Source organism: Caballeronia temeraria (assembly GCF_001544795.2).
In the GTDB taxonomy this organism is placed as follows: Bacteria; Pseudomonadota; Gammaproteobacteria; order Burkholderiales; family Burkholderiaceae; genus Caballeronia; species Caballeronia temeraria.
In genome coordinates this window covers 52,463-69,994 of record NZ_FCOI02000030.1, presented here as the reverse complement: position 1 = coordinate 69,994, position 17,532 = coordinate 52,463, and the positions used below count along the sequence as shown (strand labels likewise).

Below are 17,532 nucleotides of genomic sequence, written 5' to 3'. Positions count from 1 at the left end.
GAAACACCTTTCGACCACGGCACAGAATATTCAGGAGCGCGACCGCAATGAAGCGGACATGTCCTAAATTCAAGCAAACTGCTGAATGCGAACGAAATTGCCTACCCGATTACGAATTTAGGAATTCGCTTATTGCCAATTATTTATTTCGTTATGCAAACTATTTTTAAGATAATTCTGATCTCTTGATCGCCGCTCCAAATTGCCTTCCGAGTTTTTCTAACGAATCAGGGTGGCCGCGCCGGGGTCAGCCGCCGCATGAACGCCAGCAAAGAGACGAGATGGCTTTTTCCGCAAACTGCGGAAAGCACAATGCGCCATGTCCGATCGTCAGACCGGACATGGCGCTTCAGCCAACTTTGACGCGACGTGCCGAGAAAAGCGGCGGTTTAGCGCAATGGCTTTTCGTTGAGTGCATTCAGCAACGCGGTATAGCCCTTGACCAACTCGACGTCGTCCGGCAGAAAACGTGAAATCGCCGCACGCTGCCTGCTCCGATATTGCGTCAGTTGCGCGTCGTGCTGATCGATGGCTTCGACGACCCGCTTCGCGCCTTCCCCCACATTGTTGTCCCGATAGTAGTAACCGAGATCCGTGCACAACGTTGCGTTGTGAATGAGCGGATACCCCTGCCAGCACACCTCCAGATAGAAATAGTTCAGCGGATTCTCCCACTGATGCGAAACGATGATGTCGGTGCGTTCCGCGAGAAACGTCGGCGTGTCGAAGCGGCCGAGAAACACAGCCTTGTGATTACGCACGATGTCGAGCTGGTTCATCAGCGCGATGAACTCCTTGCACCCGGTGGCGAAGTGTTGCGAGTTCGTGACCTGAAGCAGTTCGATATCGTCAGGGCGCTCACGATAAGCCATCTCCGCGATCATCGCCGGATAGAGACAGAATTTCACGACATTGATATTCGGCTCCATCACGCTCAAGCGGCGCGGTCCCGCTTTCGGCTGATACTCGCCCGAGTGCGGCAACGAAGCGGCGCGCGCGTTGAGGAAAATCGGGCTCCAGATGAACGGCACGACCTGCGCAGTCTGGCGGCGCATCACTTCGAAGTAAGGCGCGCTGATGTTCGCGACCTGCGGAATCATCCAGATGTCGTCGTAGCGCTGGTTCACGAACAGGTTCTCGCCGAACGACGGCCTGTTGAACAGGATCGACTCCATCGTGTGGACGTATTCGAAACCGCAGCAATACGAGATGAGCCGCGCGCCACGCTGTTTCAGGTAATCCGTCGCGTTCCCGTCGATCTGGCCGCCGAGCTCGATCAGCACGTCGACGTTGTCCTTCGCGTCGTTGAACGTCACCGTGGGCCAGCGCTCCAGATCCCAGGGCAATTGCTTCGTGATCGCGACGTGCGTCGTATTGACGAGCACGACGCTCTCGACATTCGGACAGTTCTTAAGTGCCTCAGCGAGAAACACGGCATTTTGCTTGATGCCGTTGTTCCAGAGTGTCTCGGCCTCGTGAAACAGACCGATGGTGATGCCAATTCGCAACTTCTTCATTCCCACTAACTCCATTGCCTCGCGGCAGAATGCCTGAACCCCGGACTCACGACCTCGCGTAGACCGCCTCGATCGCCTCTGTATAGATCCGCACGTTTTCTTCGCTTTCCGGATCGAGGGTACGAAGGAATTTCTTCGCGGTGGCACGGTAGTTTTCGAGATTGGCGTCGTGCTCGGCAAAGGCGCGGAGCAATGCGCGGCCGCCCTCTTCGCAGTCGAAATCGTGATAGCGGTAGCCGCAATCGCCGATCAGATGCGAGTTATGAATGAGCGGATAGCCGCCGTAGAGTGCCTCGTAATACACGTAGTTCTGCGGGTTTTCCCACTGGTGACTCACGACCGCGTCGACGGAAGCCGGCACGATCTGCGCAAACGGGAAACGTCCTTCGAAGTTGCCGAGCCCGTGCTTCACGTAGTCGAGGCTCTGCGCGAATCCGGCGAACGCCGCGTGATCCTTCAGCTTGAAGGTGTTGTACGCCCACACGCGCTCGAGCATGTCCGGATTTTCACGATGCGCCACTTCGCAGGACAGCATGGGGATATAGCTCGTTTTCACCATGCAGACGTTCGGCTCGAAAATGCCCACGCGCCAGCGGCGGCGGCCCGGCTGATAGCCAAACTTCAGGCCGTTCGACAACTTCGCCGCTTCACGCTCGAGTACGACCGGACTCCACAGGTGCGGCATGAGCTTGACCGGCGCGCGAAAGAGCGTCTCGAAATACGGTTTGCAACTGACTTCGTATTCCGGCAGCGTCCAGACTTCGTCGTAAGGCGCGCCCGAAATCAGCAGCGCATGCTGGAGGTTGAACACCATGCGCTCGATATCGATGACGTAGTCGTTGCCGACGCGCATCGTGATGATCTTGCCGCCGCGCTCGCGGAATTTCACCGACCACTCTCGGTCGAGTTGCGCGCTCATTTCGATCATGACGTCGAGCTTCGACATGGCCGTTTTCATGTCGATGAGCGGCACGGGCGAATCCGAGAGAAAACGCTTGGCGTCTTCGGGGCCGCCGTCGCCGCCGCCGGTCACCAGATAGGTCGACTTCACGCGCGGAGAGCGCATGAGCAACATCACCAGATACAGACAATTCTGAAAAATGCCGTTTTCCCAAAGCGATTGCTCGCCCTTGCGGATGTAAATGGAAACGCCGACGTTGATCCGCTCCGGCATGCGGGATTTGTTTTGCATGGTCATACGCCTACCTCGAGCTTGCTTCCCTGACAAAGATTGATCAACCGGTCTGCGAAGGCATCCAGATTGGCTTGATTGAAAGGATTCGCCGCATCGATGACGCGTTGCGCGTTTGCGCGGTATTCGTCGAGATTGCTGTCGTGCTCGCGGAATGCGCGCAGCAGCTGGCGTCCACCCTCTTGCGCGTCGAAGCCCGGATAGTAGTAACCCGCGTCCTTGAGCCACGGCGAGTTGTGGATGAGCGGATAACCGCCGTAGAGCACATCCAGATACAGATAATTCTGATCGTTGCCCCACTGATGCGAGACCACTGCGTCCGCGTATTGCGCCATGAATCCGGCGATGTCGTTACGGCCGTGGAACGTCGCCTTGGAGTCTTTCACGATGTCCAGCGAGTTGGCCATGTACATGAGCGTGGGGTGATCCTTCATGTGCATCGAATTGAGCACATGCATGGCGGACACGCTCGAACGGTCGGCGCGGTACGCTTCCTCGCAGGCAAGCATCGGAATGCTCGACGTTTTCACGACCGAAATATTCGGCTCGAACATTGCAACCCGGAAACCCTGCGGCTGGATGGCCGGTTGAGCCGACTTGTCCGCGCGGCGCTCGTAGCCGTAGCGCAGCCCATGATCTTCCACTTCCGCGATGCGCGTTTCGAGAAACTGCGGATGCCAGATGAACGGAATGAGATGGACGGGGCAGCGGTGCAGCGTGCGCATCATCGGGACGGAGAGGCGGTCCTTCGACATCAGCCAGACCTGGTCGTAACGGTCGGGACGCATGACGTGCACGGGCTTGTCGAACACGGGCGACTCGACCAGTCCGACGTACGGCTGACCACAGCAGTAGTACGCGACCTTCTTGCCACGCGCGCGCATCAGATCGAGCCACTGCGTGTCGAGCGCGCCGCCCATTTCAAAAATGACGTCGACGGCGTCGGTTGCTTCGGGGATGCGAATGATGCGCAGCCCTTTCGACGCGGCATCCACCTGCGGCGGCAACGCGTTTTGATCGCCTACGTCGATCAGCGAAACGCTCTCGACGAACGGAAGCTTTTGAAGCGCTTCCGAAAAAAAGATCACGTTCTGGCCCAGGCCGTTTTGCCAGATGTTTTGGCCTTGATGCGTGACGACTGATATTCCGACTCGAATGGTCATCGGATTGGCATCCTAAAAATATTGAATTGCGCGTTCTGAAATAGAGGTTCCGCGGCAAGTCGATCTCTGCGACCCATCCGGCTGTGGTGCGGCGCCGGAACGGCGGGAGCGTGCTGATACAGACAGCACCGTGCGGAAGTGAGGAGGAACGATACAGAATGCGCAATCCGCTCTGATCTGATTCGCTTCCGCGATTAAATATATCGTGGAACTTCTGAAACCTAAATATATAGAAAAACCGCTGAAATTCCCAGCCGATCTCGAATTAATGAGATTGATCTTATGCGCGTCTTAAAACACACTCAATTTTCTTACGCCATTCGTTTCAAAATTCGGATTTATCCGATTCGAAAATGATCGCGTAAATAAAATGGGCTGAAAATGCGGGAAACGCGTGGTGAGCACATTGCGACGAACGTGCCGGGACGGGGCGGGAAAGGTCCGGCGCGGAAGGCCATGACCGAAGGAGCAAGTGCGCCCGGCCGCTCATGCGGCCGCGACGCGCCTTGGAGCAGAGAAACTTACTTGTGGGGCGCCAGTTCGCTCGCAGCCCGGGCGAGGCGCGTCACTTCCTCCCAGTTCTGCGCTGCGAGCGCCGCTTTCGGCGTAAGCCACGAGCCGCCCACGCACACCACATTCGGCTGCGCCAGAAAGCTCGATGCCGTCTCCGCCGTGATCCCGCCCGTCGGGCAGATTTTCAGATTCGGGAACGGGCCGTAGAACGCCTGCAACATCGGAATGCCGCCGGCTTGCTGCGCCGGGAAGAACTTGACGATCTCGTAGCCCAGCTCCATCGCGGTGATGATGTCGCTCGGCGTCATGACGCCCGGCAGAAGCGGCAATCCCGCGTCCTGCGCGGCCTTGTGCATGTCCTTCGTGAGGCCGGGCGACACGCCGAACTGCGCGCCCGCCTTCTTCGCCTGCTCACAATGCTCGGGCTTCGTGATGGTGCCCACGCCGACGACGATATCGTCCGCCAGCTGGCTCGCGCGCTCGATCGCGCCGATGCCCGCCGGCGTGCGCAGCGTGATTTCCAGCACCTTCACGCCACCCGCATGCAACGCGCGCGACACGTGCTCGCCTTGCTCAATCGTTTCGAAAGCCAGAACCGGAATGACCGGTCCCAGACGCACGATTTCGCTTACCGTTTTCATTTGATGCGACTCCTGGTTTTGTACGGGTTTCTCTCAGATCCGGCGCTTCGCCCTTCGTTTCCGTGTTCAGTGATTCGTGGCGTGCGCCTTGTTCAGCGCCGACGCCGCCGCGCGCGCATTATCGCGAAGCGCATTGCGCTCGGGCGCGGGCGCCTTGCCATGCGCATGCCCATCGCCGGCGGTGCTCGCGCCGATCAGCGCGCCGAACACCGACGCGCCCTCTTCCGCCGGCAGCGCCGCGCTGCGGAACACGCCGAACAGTTCGCGGCCGAAGCCGGCTTCGTTCTGCGCCTGATGCAGCGGCGCCTCGACTTCGCGCGATGCCCATTCGTTCGCATCGATATCGATATCGAGCACGCCCGCGGGCGCGTCGATCACGAGCATGTCGCCGGTGCGGACCTTGCCGAGCGGACCATGCAGCAGCGCTTCGGGCGAAACGTGAATCACCGCCGGCACCTTGCCCGACGCGCCCGACATCCGGCCATCGGTCACCAGCGCCACGTGGAAGCCCTGATCCTGCAAGACGCCCAGAAGCGGCGTCAGTCGATGCAGCTCCGGCATGCCGTTCGCGCGCGCGCCCTGGAAGCGCACCACCGCGACGAAATCGCGCTTGAGTTCGCCCTTGTCGAACGCTTCCTGCACTTCTTCCTGCGAATTGAAGACGATGGCCGGCGCCTTCACCACGCGATGCTCCGGCGCGACCGCCGAAATCTTGATGACGCCGCGCCCGAGCTTGCCTTGCATCAGCCGCAGCCCGCCGTCCGGCTGGAAGGGCTCGGCGATGCGGCGCAGCACCTTGGTATCGTGGCTTTCCTGCGCGCCGTCGACCCATTGCAGCTTGCCGTCGATGAGCTTCGGCTCCTTGGTGTAATGCGACAGCCCACGGCCGGCCACCGTCTGAACATCTTCGTGCAGCAGCCCGCCTTCGAGCAGATTGCGCACGAGGAACGCCACGCCGCCCGCCGCGTGGAAATGATTCACGTCCGCCTTGCCGTTCGGATAGATCTTCGCGAGCAGCGGCACGACCTGCGACAGTTCGTCGAAATCGTTCCAGTCGATGATGATGCCCGCCGCCCGCGCAATCGCCACGAGGTGCAGCGTGTGATTGGTCGAGCCCCCCGTTGCGAGCAGCGCAACGATTCCGTTCACGATGGCTTTTTCATCGACGACATGGCCGATCGGCGTGTAATTGCCGCGTTCGAGCGTGAGATCGAGCACGCGGCGCGCGGCCTCGGCGGTGAGCGCATCGCGCAGCGGCGTGTGCGGATGCACGAACGCCGCGCTCGGCAGATGCAGGCCCATCACTTCCATCAGCATCTGATTGCTGTTGGCCGTGCCGTAGAACGTGCAGGTGCCGTGCCCGTGATAGGCCGACGCCTCCGCTTCGAGCAGCGCGCCGCGATCGCACTTGCCGGTCGCGAATTCCTGGCGGACCTTCGCCTTTTCGTCGTTGGTGAGGCCGCTCGTCATCGGGCCAGCGGGCACGAAAATAGTCGGCAGATGGCCGAACTGCAGCGCGCCGATGGCGAGTCCCGGCACGATCTTGTCGCACACGCCAAGACACAGCGCCGCGTCGAACATGTTGTGCGTCAGCGCGACGGCGGTGCTCATCGCGATGACTTCGCGCGAGAACAGCGACAGTTCCATGCCCGCGTTGCCCTGCGTGATGCCGTCGCACATCGCCGGCACGCCGCCCGCAAACTGCGCGATGCCGCCGTGCTCGCGCGCCGCCTGCTTGATGATGTCCGGAAAACTCTTGTAAGGCGCGTGTGCGGAAAGCATCTCGTTGTAAGACGACACGATGCCGATGTTCGGCTCGCGCACCGCCTTGATCGCAATCTTTTCCTGGCCTTCGAGGCCGGCGAAACCGTGCGCGAGATTGGCGCAAGACAACGCGCCGCGCGCCGGAAACAGGCCGTGCGCCGCGTCGATACGCGCGAGATACGCGGCGCGCGTCGGCTGGCTGCGCTCGATGATGCGATCGGTGACTTTTTTGAGTTGCGAATGCGGGGAAACCATCGAAGCTCCTTCGTCTCACTCCCGGCGCGCCTGCCGTTGAGATTGGGTTGAACGTTGCGAGGGACGGCGCCTGATTGTTGTCTGGGTGATGTCGCCGTGTCTTGCGAGTTTAGTAGAAAAACTACATGATGACAACGTAAATGACTACGCGTTTTTTAAGTGTCCGCATAGAGCAATACCGTATGAAATGGGCTTATGCGGGATTTCCCTTAGATTCAGCATCCGTCACATGTAGTATTTGTACATTATTGATCGTCCGCTATAGTCCTTGGCAATTTCAGAATAGGCGAGAATTCCGATGTTGCTGTCCCAAGTCGAAGCCATGCGCGAGAAATTGCGTCCCTCCGAGCGCAAGCTTGCCGACTACGTGCTGGAAGCGCCGCGCGAAGTGCTCGACCTGTCGATGACAGAATTCGCCGCGCGCGCCGGTGTCAGTCAGCCGACCATCGCGCGGTTTTGCCAGGCGCTCGGGTTTTCGGGCTTTCGCGAATTCAAGATTCGATTGGCACAAGGGGTAGCAGCCGATGTTCCCACCGTGTATCGCGACGTGCGCACCGACGAGCCGCCCGCCGGCGTCGCGGCGAAAGTGCTCGACCGGACCATCGGCGCGCTGATTGCGGTGCGCAACAGCCTTTCATCGGATAGCGTCGCCGCGGCCATCGCGATCCTCGCCGAGGCGCGGCGTATCGAGTTCTACGGCGCGGGCGGCTCGGGCATCGCCGCGCTCGACATGCAGCACAAATTTTTTCGATTGGGCGTGCCCTCTGTTGCATACTCCGACCCGCATACGTACACCACCTCCGCCGCGCTGCTCGGCCCGGGCGATGTCGTCGTCGCCATTTCCAATACCGGCCGCACCAAGGATATTCTCGACGCGTGCCGATCGGCGCTGAACGGCGGCGCAAAGGTCATTGCGATCACTCACGGCAACTCGCCGCTCGCGCGCATGGCCAGCGTCGGATTATTCGCAAATGTCGACGAAGACACGGACATTTTTTCGCCGATGACATCGCGCGTTTCGCATCTCGCAATCGGGGACATTCTGGCGGTCGGTCTTGCGCTCGCGCGCGGTCCGGCGCTCGCGGAAAAGCTCGCGGAAGCAAGGGATGTGCTTGAAGGGCGGCGGGTGGATTCGTAGGCGCGGCGCCGGAGCGCGCCGCAAGGGCCGCTCGATCGCCTATTCTCTTTACATATCCGTTGCTTAGTAGAGCAAAAGCATGAGCACTTCATTCACGGTCGAAAGTTTCGAGTCCTGCGTCTATGGCGGCCGGATCGACGAAGCCATTGCGTTGCTTTGTGAACTCGATCGTCTCTATCGCGAAAATTCGATCACCGATCCCACGACGCTCATGAAGCCGTCCGATGCGTGGCCGCAGCCGCACCACAGCGCGCTGCTTGATCGCTTCGCCAGTCGCGTGGCGGCGGCGATCGCGTCGTTGCTCGGGAACACGGATTTCACGCTGACTGATGCGCAGTTCGATCGGCTGTCTGCAATACGTGAACTGATTCAGGACATCCTCGGCGCCGCTCCACTGAGAAACGCCGATCACGTAGCGAAGAAGTTTCTTCCTTCCATCGACGAGGAAGGGAACGTCCGCCTGCCTTTTCCGGATGCGGTGAGAAGACTGAGCGTTCTTTGCAATTCGGAGTCGCGCCTTGCGCTCGATTTCTCCGCCTGCTTGCGCGCCGATCCTCTACCCACGCTCCATCTTGCATTGGCGACAGCGAGCGAACTGCTTCCCGGCAGTGCTCACGCCCACCAGAAGCGGGAAGCAATGCTTGATTGGCTTTCGAAGAGGTTCGACGAAATAGACAACGTGCGGGACATCGAGATGGTGCCGCTCGTAGCGCTCTATATGTTTTGCACCTACGCCGAGATCGAGCACAGGCACGCGATCAAGCGGAGCATCAACAGGCTCGTGCGCAATACATTCAGCGAAGTCGGGTTTCCGGATTTGGTCCGGCGCGGCGAATCACCGCAAATCAGGCGCGTCCGCCCGCTGATGCTCGTCGTGCTGGAAGCGTTCAGGGATGGTCATTCGATTCTGCGCACTCATTCGCTCAACCTTGCCGCCGCGCGTGCGCACTTCGATATCGTGGCGTTTTGCGATTTCAGTGCGATCGGCAAGCTCGGACGCGAGGTCTTTACGCAAGTGCTGGAGTTTCCGGCGAACGCTTCGTTCACACAACAGCTCGCCATGATCCGCGATTACGCGCAAGAGACATCTCCGGAGGTGCTGTACATGCCGAGCGTGGGCATGTCGTTGCTCACCATCTGCATATCGAATTTGCGCCTCGCCCCGCTGCAGATCGCGGGACTGGGTCACCCCGCAACGACGCATTCCGAGTGCATAGACTATGTCAGCGTGGAAGACGACTATGTAGGCGATCCGGCGTGCTTCAGCGAGGCGCTCCTGAGACTGCCGAAGGATGGGCAGCCTTATCGGCCATCGGCTGCTTTCGAGCCATTCGAGCCTGCTGAGAGGACGGCGTCCGAGCGCGTCAACATCGCCATTCCTTCGAGCCTGATGAAGCTCTCGCCGAGCCTTCTTGCCGCATTTCGAAAGATCGTTGAACGGAGCGAAGTTACGCTTCAGTTTCACTTCTTGACGAACGGCGGCAACTTACTCACGTTGATGCACTTGAGAAAAGTGCTCGAACAGGCACTTCCGGGAACAACCATACAGGTCGTTCCACTTCGTCCATACATGGACTACATCCGCTACCTGGACAGTATGGACATGTTTCTGAGCCCGTTTCCGTTCGGCAACACGAACGGCATCGTGGACGCGTTCACGGTCGGCTTGCCGGGCGTCTGCAAAACGGGACGAGAGGTATTCGAGCGGATCGACGGCGCGATGTTCATGCGCGCCTACATGCCCGGCTGGATGGTCGCGGATACGGCGGACGAGTACGTCGAGGCAGCGGTCAGACTGGCGAACAATCGCGACGAACGCGAATCGATCCGCAAGTACATGCTCGATAAAAACGTGGTTCAGCGTTTCTTCGAGGGCCGCCCGGAAGTCTTCGGCGAAATGGTGCTCGAACTGGTCGAGCAGCAACGCCTCAAAACGGCTTGATGACGACGAGCAAGGTCGCGCCGAGCAGCCCGAGCACGGGCAGCTCGTTGTACATGCGATACCACTTGTCCGAGCGCTTGTTCTCGCCGCGTTGAAACGTGTGCAGCAAGCGCCCGCAATACGCGTGATAGGCAATCAGCAACGCGACGATCGTCAGCTTCGCGTGCAGCCAGCCCTGCCCCGCGCCGATGCCCATGACGAGCCACAGCCACAGCCCGCACGCGAGCGCGGGCACGGCGATGAACGTCATGAAGCGAAACAGCTTGCGCGCCATGAGCAACAGGCGCGCGGTGGCCGCGGCATCGGTTTCCATCGCGAGGTTCACGAAAATGCGTGGCAGATAGAAAAGCCCCGCGAACCACGAAGCCACCAGCACGATATGCAGCGATTTGATCCAGAGCATCGTTCTTCTTGTTCGATTCGCGCTTATTGACGCACTTCGCCGCGGCCCAGCACCACGTACTTGAGCGAGGTCAGCCCTTCCAGCCCGACCGGCCCTCGCGCGTGCAGCTTGTCGTTCGAAATGCCGATTTCCGCGCCGAGACCGAACTCGAAGCCGTCGGCAAAGCGCGTCGACGCGTTCACCATCACGCTCGCCGAATCCACTTCGCGCAGGAAACGCATTGCACGGTCGTGATCTTCCGTGACGATCGCGTCGGTGTGATGCGAGCCGTACGTGTTGATATGGTCGATGGCTTCATCCAGACCGCCGACGATCTTGATCGCCAGCACCGGCGCGAGGTATTCCGTGCTCCAGTCCTCTTCGGTCGCGTCCACGAGCGAGCCGATTTTCGCCGCGTCGAGGATGGCGCGCGCTTGCCCGTCGACGCGCAACTCCACGTCCTTCGCCTGATAGGCGCGCGCGAGCTGCGGCAAGACCTGCTCGGCGACGCCGCGTGCGACGAGCAGCGTTTCCATCGTGTTGCAGGTGCCGTAACGATGCGTCTTCGCGTTGTCGCAAATGACCGCCGCCTTCGCGAGATCCGCGCGATCGTCCACATAGACGTGGCAGATGCCGTCGAGATGCTTGATCATCGGCACACGGGATTCTTCCATCAGGCGCGCGATCAGGCTCTTGCCGCCGCGCGGCACGATCACGTCGACGAACTCGGTCATCGTGATGAGCTTGCCGACCGCCGCGCGATCCGCCGTCTCGACGACCTGCACCGCGTCCTGCGGCAAGCCCGCCGCTTCCAGCCCGACGCCGATCAGCTTCGCCAGCGCCGTGTTGCATTCGAGCGCTTCGGAACCGCCGCGAAGGATGGTCGCGTTGCCGGATTTGAGACAGAGCGCGGCGGCGTCGATGGTCACATTGGGCCGCGACTCGTAGATGATGCCGATCACGCCGAGCGGCACGCGCATTTGCCCGACCTGAATCCCGCTCGGACGGAACTTGAGACCGCTGATTTCGCCGATCGGATCGGCCAGCGCGGCGACCTGCCGCAAGCCTTCGACCATCGTGTCGATCGCCTTGTCCGAAAGCGTCAGACGGTCGATGAACGCCGCGTCGTGACCTTTGTCGCGCGCGCGGGCGAGGTCGCGCGCATTCGCTTTCTTGAGCGACGCGCGCTCGCGTTCGATGGCGTCCGCCACATTGATGAGCGCCGCGTTCTTCGCCGCCGTCGACGCCCGCGCCATCGCGCGCGACGCCTTGCGTGCGCGGTGGCCGAGGTCGGTCATGTATTGATCGATGTTCATCGTGGGTCTCTTCCGTGTGCCGCTTTCCCGAGCCGCTTTGACGGCCGAAGCGTCGATGCATTCATTCTAAGCTGTTGCACGATTTGCAACAGCGCGTGACAGATGTGTCTAGCGACGCGGTCGTGGCGCTGGCGCGGGCTGCGCCGGATTGCCGCCGTGCGCGACGGCCATCGCGAGTTCGAACATGCCGGCCCAGGGATCGGGCGGCGGCTCGCTGCCGCGCTTTCCCGAACTGCCGGAAAGCCCCTTCACCTGCCGGTCGAGTCGCGCCGCGAGCGACAGCGCCTTTTCCAGCGCGTCATCCGTCACGCGGGAAAGCGCCGGGCCGATCAGCCGTTCGCGCGGTCCCCACACGCGGTTTTCGCGCATGAGCGTGGCGAGCGGCTTGCCCGCCGCGACGCCGCGTTTGATGCGCAACAGCGTGCGCACTTCCTCGACGAGCGCCCACAGCACGAGCACGGCGGCCTCGCCTTCACCTTTGAGGCCATCGAGCATGCGCGCGAGGCGGCCGACATCGCCAGTCAGCATGGCTTCGTTGAGCTTGAACACGTCGTAGCGCGCGACGTTCAGCACAGCGTCGTGAATCTGCTCGAACGTGAGCACGCCTTCGGGATACAACAGCCCGAGCTTCTGGATTTCCTGGTGCGCGGCGAGCAGATTGCCTTCCACCCGTTCCGCGATGAACGTCAGCGCGCGGCGCCCTTCCTCGCCCGGCGCGACGCGCTGGCCTTGCTGCGCGAGCCGCTGGCCGACCCACATCGGCAATTGCGCGCGCTCGATCGGATCGATTTTCAACGCGACGCCCGCGCCGAGCAGCGCCGTGAACCAGCCGGATTTCTGCGTCGCGCTGTCGAGACGCGGCAGCGTGACGAGCGTCACGACGTCCGGGTTGTCCGCACCGGCGAGCGTCTTCAGCGCGTCCGCGCCTTCCTTGCCCGGCTTGCCCGTGGGAATGCGCAGTTCGATCAGCTGACGGTCGCCGAAGAGCGACATCGACTGCGTTGCGCCGATAAGCGCGCTCCAGTCGAAGCCGCGCTCGACGGTGAACACCGTGCGATCTGTGAAGCCGCCCGCGCGCGCGCTGGCCCGGATGCGGTCGCACGCTTCCTGCGCGAGCAGATGCTCGTCGCCATAGACGACGTACAGCCCTTTCAGGCCTTTCGCGAGATGCGCTTCGAGCGCGTCGAGCTTCAGTTGCATGATGCGATGCGAACGCGGCCGGTCAAAGCGGCGGCACCGGCAGCGGCGCGCGCGGCGTGACGCCCGGTGTCTGCTCGCCCGGCGCGGGATGCAGCGAACGCACCGTCGCGAGACGGCGCGTCAACTGGTCGACGGCGTCGTTGCGCATGTCGTTGTAGAGCAGCGTCGCTTCCTGGCTCTTCGCGAGCGTGTATTGATCGCTGTAGGTCATCGAACGATTCAGCGCGATGGAACTCGGCGGAATCAGCAGCGTGCCGTCCGAGCCGAGCAGCGTGTAGCTCAGGTTGAAGACGAGCTCGTATTCCTGAATGACGCCCTGCGCATTCAGGCTGAGCGTGCGCATGCCCTGGCCCTCGGACAGATTGAGCGTCGCGTCCGGCTTCTCGAACGGCTTGACGATCACCGTGTCGCTGCCGCCCTGAACCATGCGTTCGAGGCGCGCGATCATCTGCGGCGTGCCGCCCGTGATCGCGAGCCGCTTGAACGCGTAGTCCTGCTGGCCGCGCAGCTGGAAGCCGCATGCGGACAGCATCGCCGCGCCGCCGAGGAGCGTGAGAAACGAGCGCCTGCTCGTGCTGACTGTGCCGGTCACATCGACTCCCTTGGTTTTGCGCATCAGACGACCACGTTGACGAGACGCCCCGGCACCACGATCACCTTCTTCGGCGCGCGGCCTTCCGAGAATTTCTCGAACATTTCGTGCGCGACCGCGACCTTTTCGATATCTTCGCGCGATGCGTCCTTCGCGACCGTTAGCGCGCCGCGCACCTTGCCGTTGACCTGCAGCACAAGCTCGATTTCCGACTGCTCGAGCGCGGCTTCGTCGACCTTCGGCCAGGGCGCGTCGAGCAGCGGGCCGAATTCCTTCTCGTAGCCGAGCTCCGACCACAACTGGAACGTGACGTGCGGCACGACCGGATACAACACGCGCAGCAGCACGCCGAAGGTTTCGTTCAGCACGCCGGCGCCGGCGTTCTTCGCGCTATCGACCGCGTTGAGCATTTTCATCGCGGCGGACACGACCGTGTTGTACTGCAGGCGGCCGTAGTCGAAATCGGCCTGTTTCAGCACGGTATAGATTTCGCGGCGCAGCGTCTTGTCCGCGTCGCCGAGCTTCGATGCATCGAGTTTCGCGTGCTGGCGCAGCGCGTCCGCGTTGTCGTGCGCGAAATGCCACACGCGACGCAGGAAGCGGCTCGCGCCTTCGACGCCCGCGCCCGACCATTCGAGCGATTGCTCGGGCGGCGCCGCGAACATCACGAAAAGACGCGCGGTATCGGCGCCGTATTGATCGATCAGCGTCTGCGGATCGACACCGTTGTTCTTCGACTTCGACATCTTCTCGACGCCGCCGAGCACGACCGGCTGGCCGTCCGCGTTCAGCGTGGCGCCCGTCGGACGGCCCTTGTCGTCGTGCGCGACGGTGACGTCGAGCGGGTTGTACCAGGTCTTTTTCCCGGACGCGTCTTCGCGATAAAACGTCTCGTTCAGCACCATGCCCTGCGTGAGCAGATTCTTCGCGGGCTCGCCGAACTTGATGAGGCCCATGTCGCGCATGACCTTGGTCCAGAAGCGCGAGTACAACAGGTGCAGAATCGCGTGCTCGATGCCGCCGATGTACTGATCCATCGGCATCCAGTAATCGGTACGCTCGTCGACCATCGTCGTGGCGTCCGGTGCGCTGTAGCGCGAGAAGTACCACGACGAATCGACAAAGGTGTCCATCGTGTCGGTTTCGCGCTTCGCCGCCGCGCCGCACGTCGGGCACGTGCAGTTCAGGAACGCCTCGGACTTCGCGAGCGGATTGCCCGAGCCGTCCGGCACGAGGTCTTCCGGCAGCACGACGGGCAGATCCTTTTCCGGCACCGGCACGTCGCCGCAGGACGGGCAATGGATGATCGGAATCGGCGTGCCCCAGTAGCGCTGGCGCGAGATGCCCCAGTCGCGCAGACGCCAGGTGATCTGCTTGTCGCCGAAGTCTTTCGCCTTGAGATCGGCGGCGATTGCGTCGATGGCCTGCTCGGTCGTCAGGCCGTCGTACTTGCCGCTGTTGACGAGCTTGCCGGCGGTTTTGTCGCCGTACCACTCTTCCCAGGCGTCCGTCGAATAAGTCTTGCCTTCGACGTCGATCACCTGCTTGATCGGCAAGCCGTATTTCTTCGCGAACGCGAAATCGCGCTCGTCGTGCGCCGGCACGCCCATGACCGCACCTTCGCCGTAGGACATCAGCACGTAATTGCCGATCCACACTTCGACCTGCGCGCCCGTCAGCGGATGCGTGACGAAAAAGCCCGTGGGCACGCCCTTCTTTTCCATCGTCGCGACATCGGCTTCGGCCACGCCGCCGCGCTTGCATTCGTCGATGAACGCCTGCAATTCGGCGTTGTCGCGCGCGAGACGCGTAGCCAGCGGATGCTCCGCCGCGATTGCCGCGAAGGTGACGCCCATGATCGTGTCGGCGCGCGTGGTGAATACGCGCAGGAGCTTCGCTTCGCCGTCGATTTCATACGGGAAGCCGAAGTTCACGCCGAAACTCTTGCCGATCCAGTTCTGCTGCATGATCTTGACGCGCTCGGGCCAGCCGAGGCCGTCGAGATCGTCGAGCAGTTGATCCGCGTAATCGGTGATGCGCAGGTAGTACATCGGGATTTCGCGCTTTTCGACGAGCGCGCCCGAGCGCCAGCCGCGCCCGTCGATGACCTGCTCGTTCGCGAGCACGGTCTGGTCGACCGGGTCCCAGTTCACCGTGCCCGTTTTCTTGTACGCGATGCCCTTTTCCAGCATCTTGAGGAACAGCCACTGGTTCCACTTGTAGTAGTCCGGCGAGCAGGTGGCGACTTCGCGCGACCAGTCGATGGCGAGGCCCATCGACTGCATCTGCTTTTTCATGTACGCGATGTTCTCGTACGTCCATTTCGCCGGCGGCACGTTGTTCGCCATCGCCGCGTTCTCGGCGGGCATGCCGAACGCGTCCCAGCCCATCGGCATGAGCGTGTTGTGACCGTTCATGCGCAGGTAACGGTACATCACGTCGTTGATGGTGTAGTTGCGCACGTGCCCCATGTGCAGCTTGCCCGACGGATACGGCAGCATCGAGACGCAATAGAACTTGGGCTTGGCCGACGTCTCGGTCGTCCGGTAGACGTCGTTCGCGCGCCAGTTGCTCTGCGCGGCGGATTCGACGTCGGCGGGTACGTATTTATCGTGCATGGTGTGGTTTGGCTTTCGGCAAATGCTGGGAACGGACTTCGGGACCAGCCGCCCCGATGTGAGCGGCGAGTCCGCGCGCTGCGGCACTGCTGACACGGCGCGGCGTCGGAATTCGGGCCTGCTGGCACGGCCAAGGCCCGCCGAACGGGGAAATGGCGATTATACCGTTCGACGCGCGCCGGCTCGCGCGCTTATTGCGCCTTCGGCTTTGCGGGCTGCGTCACAAAGCCGATGCGCTCCACGCCCGCCTGCTGCGCGGCGCCCATCACCTGCGCGATGACGTCATAGCGCGTCGCGCTCGATGCGCGCAGATGCAGCTCCGGCTTCGGCGCGCTTTTGCCTGCATCGGCGAAACGCGCGCGCATCTGATCGAATGTGACGGGCGTGTCGTTCCAGAAGAGCTTGCCGGCGTCGTCGATGGACAGCGTGATGGTTTGCGGCGTCTCGCGCGCGGGCTGCGACGCCACTTTCGGCAAATCGAGCCGTATCGCGTGCGTGAAGAGCGGCGCGGTGATGATGAAGATGACCAGCAACACGAGCATGACGTCGATGAGCGGCGTCATGTTGATGTCCGCCATCGGCTGGCTGCCGTGTTTCTTGTCGAGTCCGCCGAAGGCCATTGCCGCGCTCCTAGTCGGCCGGACCGCAGACGAATGCGTGCAGATCGTGCGCGAAGCCGTCCAGCTCTTCGGAAATCTGCCGCACGTAGCGCCCGAGAATGTTGTACGCGAGCACGGCCGGAATCGCGACGACGAGTCCGAACGCCGTCATGATGAGCGCCTCGCCGACCGGCCCGGCGACGTTTTCGATCATCGCCTGCCCGCTCGACGCGATGCTCGACAGCGCGTGATAAATGCCCCAGACGGTGCCGAGCAAGCCGACGAACGGCGCCGTGCTGCCCACCGACGCGAGCAAAACCTGCCCGAATTCGAGCCTGCGTTGCGAGCGCAGCAACGCATGACGCAGCGCGCGCAGCACGCGTTCGCTGCGCTCGACTTGCGCGAGCATCGCGCCCGGCATTTCAGCTTCCGATGCGCGCCAGGCGGCTTCGGCCAGCGGCAGAAACACACGCTCGCGGTCCGCGCGCTGCAATGCGCCGATGCCGTCTTTCAGAGTCGGCGCCTGCCAGAACCGCTGCAATGCGCGCGTGCCCTGCCACTTGGCGCGCGCGAGAATCCACGCCTTCACGAGCAGGAAACACCAGCTCGCGAGCGACATCGCGAGCAGCAGGCCCGCGACCGCGTGCGTCACGGCATCGCCGGATTGCAGGTAATGAATGACGCCCGTTGCAGCCATGTG

The 17,532-nt window shown here is 61.9% G+C and carries 14 protein-coding genes; 2 read left to right on the top strand and 12 right to left on the bottom strand.

Translation table 11 applies throughout. The annotated features are described in order from the left end of the window. Positions 1-389: 389 nt before the first annotated feature. The 5 genes from AWB76_RS30585 to edd form a co-directional block, all read right to left on the bottom strand. The gene (locus AWB76_RS30585; protein WP_061163843.1) at positions 390-1,517 is read right to left on the bottom strand and encodes a DUF2827 domain-containing protein; all 1,128 of its coding nucleotides are present in this window, start codon (positions 1,515-1,517) and stop codon (positions 390-392) included. 46 nt (positions 1,518-1,563) lie between these two features. Beyond that, positions 1,564-2,715, bottom strand: a complete 1,152-nt coding sequence (locus tag AWB76_RS30580; RefSeq protein ID WP_061163842.1) for a DUF2827 domain-containing protein — start codon at positions 2,713-2,715, stop codon at positions 1,564-1,566. Beyond that, entirely contained in the window at positions 2,712-3,872 is a 1,161-nt protein-coding gene (locus tag AWB76_RS30575) for a DUF2827 domain-containing protein (protein WP_341845316.1), read from the bottom strand. Before AWB76_RS30575 ends, AWB76_RS30580 begins: the two co-directional genes overlap by 4 nt. Positions 3,873-4,393: 521 nt before the next feature. Then, positions 4,394-5,026, bottom strand: a complete 633-nt coding sequence (gene eda, locus AWB76_RS30570; protein ID WP_061163841.1) for a bifunctional 4-hydroxy-2-oxoglutarate aldolase/2-dehydro-3-deoxy-phosphogluconate aldolase — start codon at positions 5,024-5,026, stop codon at positions 4,394-4,396. Between the two features lie 66 nt (positions 5,027-5,092). After that, positions 5,093-7,045: a phosphogluconate dehydratase gene (gene edd, locus AWB76_RS30565; RefSeq protein ID WP_061163840.1), complete on the bottom strand. Its 1,953-nt coding sequence runs from the start codon at positions 7,043-7,045 to the stop codon at positions 5,093-5,095. A gap of 298 nt (positions 7,046-7,343) precedes the next feature. Here edd and AWB76_RS30560 point away from each other — a divergent pair, with 298 nt between their 5' ends. Together AWB76_RS30560 and AWB76_RS30555 are read left to right on the top strand one after the other, a co-directional pair. Then, positions 7,344-8,183, top strand: a complete 840-nt coding sequence (locus AWB76_RS30560) for a MurR/RpiR family transcriptional regulator (RefSeq protein ID WP_061163839.1) — start codon at positions 7,344-7,346, stop codon at positions 8,181-8,183. 211 nt (positions 8,184-8,394) lie between these two features. Next, entirely contained in the window at positions 8,395-10,125 is a 1,731-nt protein-coding gene (locus AWB76_RS30555) for a tetratricopeptide repeat protein (protein ID WP_157696240.1), read from the top strand. Here AWB76_RS30555 and AWB76_RS30550 read toward each other — a convergent pair. The 7 genes from AWB76_RS30550 to AWB76_RS30520 form a co-directional block, all read right to left on the bottom strand. Further along, complete coding sequence (locus AWB76_RS30550) at positions 10,112-10,528, bottom strand: CopD family protein (RefSeq protein WP_061163837.1); 417 nt, start codon at positions 10,526-10,528, stop codon at positions 10,112-10,114. The two genes, AWB76_RS30555 and AWB76_RS30550, sit on opposite strands and share 14 nt — an antisense overlap. A gap of 23 nt (positions 10,529-10,551) precedes the next feature. Then, entirely contained in the window at positions 10,552-11,823 is a 1,272-nt protein-coding gene (locus tag AWB76_RS30545) for a glutamate-5-semialdehyde dehydrogenase (RefSeq protein ID WP_061163836.1), read from the bottom strand. 108 nt (positions 11,824-11,931) lie between these two features. Then, positions 11,932-13,023 (bottom strand): DNA polymerase III subunit delta, encoded by a 1,092-nt coding sequence (holA, locus tag AWB76_RS30540; protein ID WP_061163835.1) that lies wholly within the window; start codon positions 13,021-13,023, stop codon positions 11,932-11,934. A 22-nt stretch (positions 13,024-13,045) separates the two neighbouring features. Then, entirely contained in the window at positions 13,046-13,639 is a 594-nt protein-coding gene (locus tag AWB76_RS30535; RefSeq protein ID WP_061163834.1) for an LPS-assembly lipoprotein LptE, read from the bottom strand. Beyond that, positions 13,639-16,233, bottom strand: coding sequence for a leucine--tRNA ligase (gene leuS / locus AWB76_RS30530; RefSeq protein ID WP_061163833.1), 2,595 nt, complete (start codon positions 16,231-16,233; stop codon positions 13,639-13,641). Before leuS ends, AWB76_RS30535 begins: the two co-directional genes overlap by 1 nt. 191 nt (positions 16,234-16,424) lie before the next feature. Continuing rightward, on the bottom strand, positions 16,425-16,853 hold the full coding sequence (locus AWB76_RS30525; RefSeq protein WP_061163832.1) for an ExbD/TolR family protein: 429 nt from the start codon (positions 16,851-16,853) through the stop codon (positions 16,425-16,427). Between the two features lie 10 nt (positions 16,854-16,863). After that, the gene (locus tag AWB76_RS30520; RefSeq protein WP_061163831.1) at positions 16,864-17,529 is read right to left on the bottom strand and encodes a MotA/TolQ/ExbB proton channel family protein; all 666 of its coding nucleotides are present in this window, start codon (positions 17,527-17,529) and stop codon (positions 16,864-16,866) included. Positions 17,530-17,532: the final 3 nt, after the last annotated feature.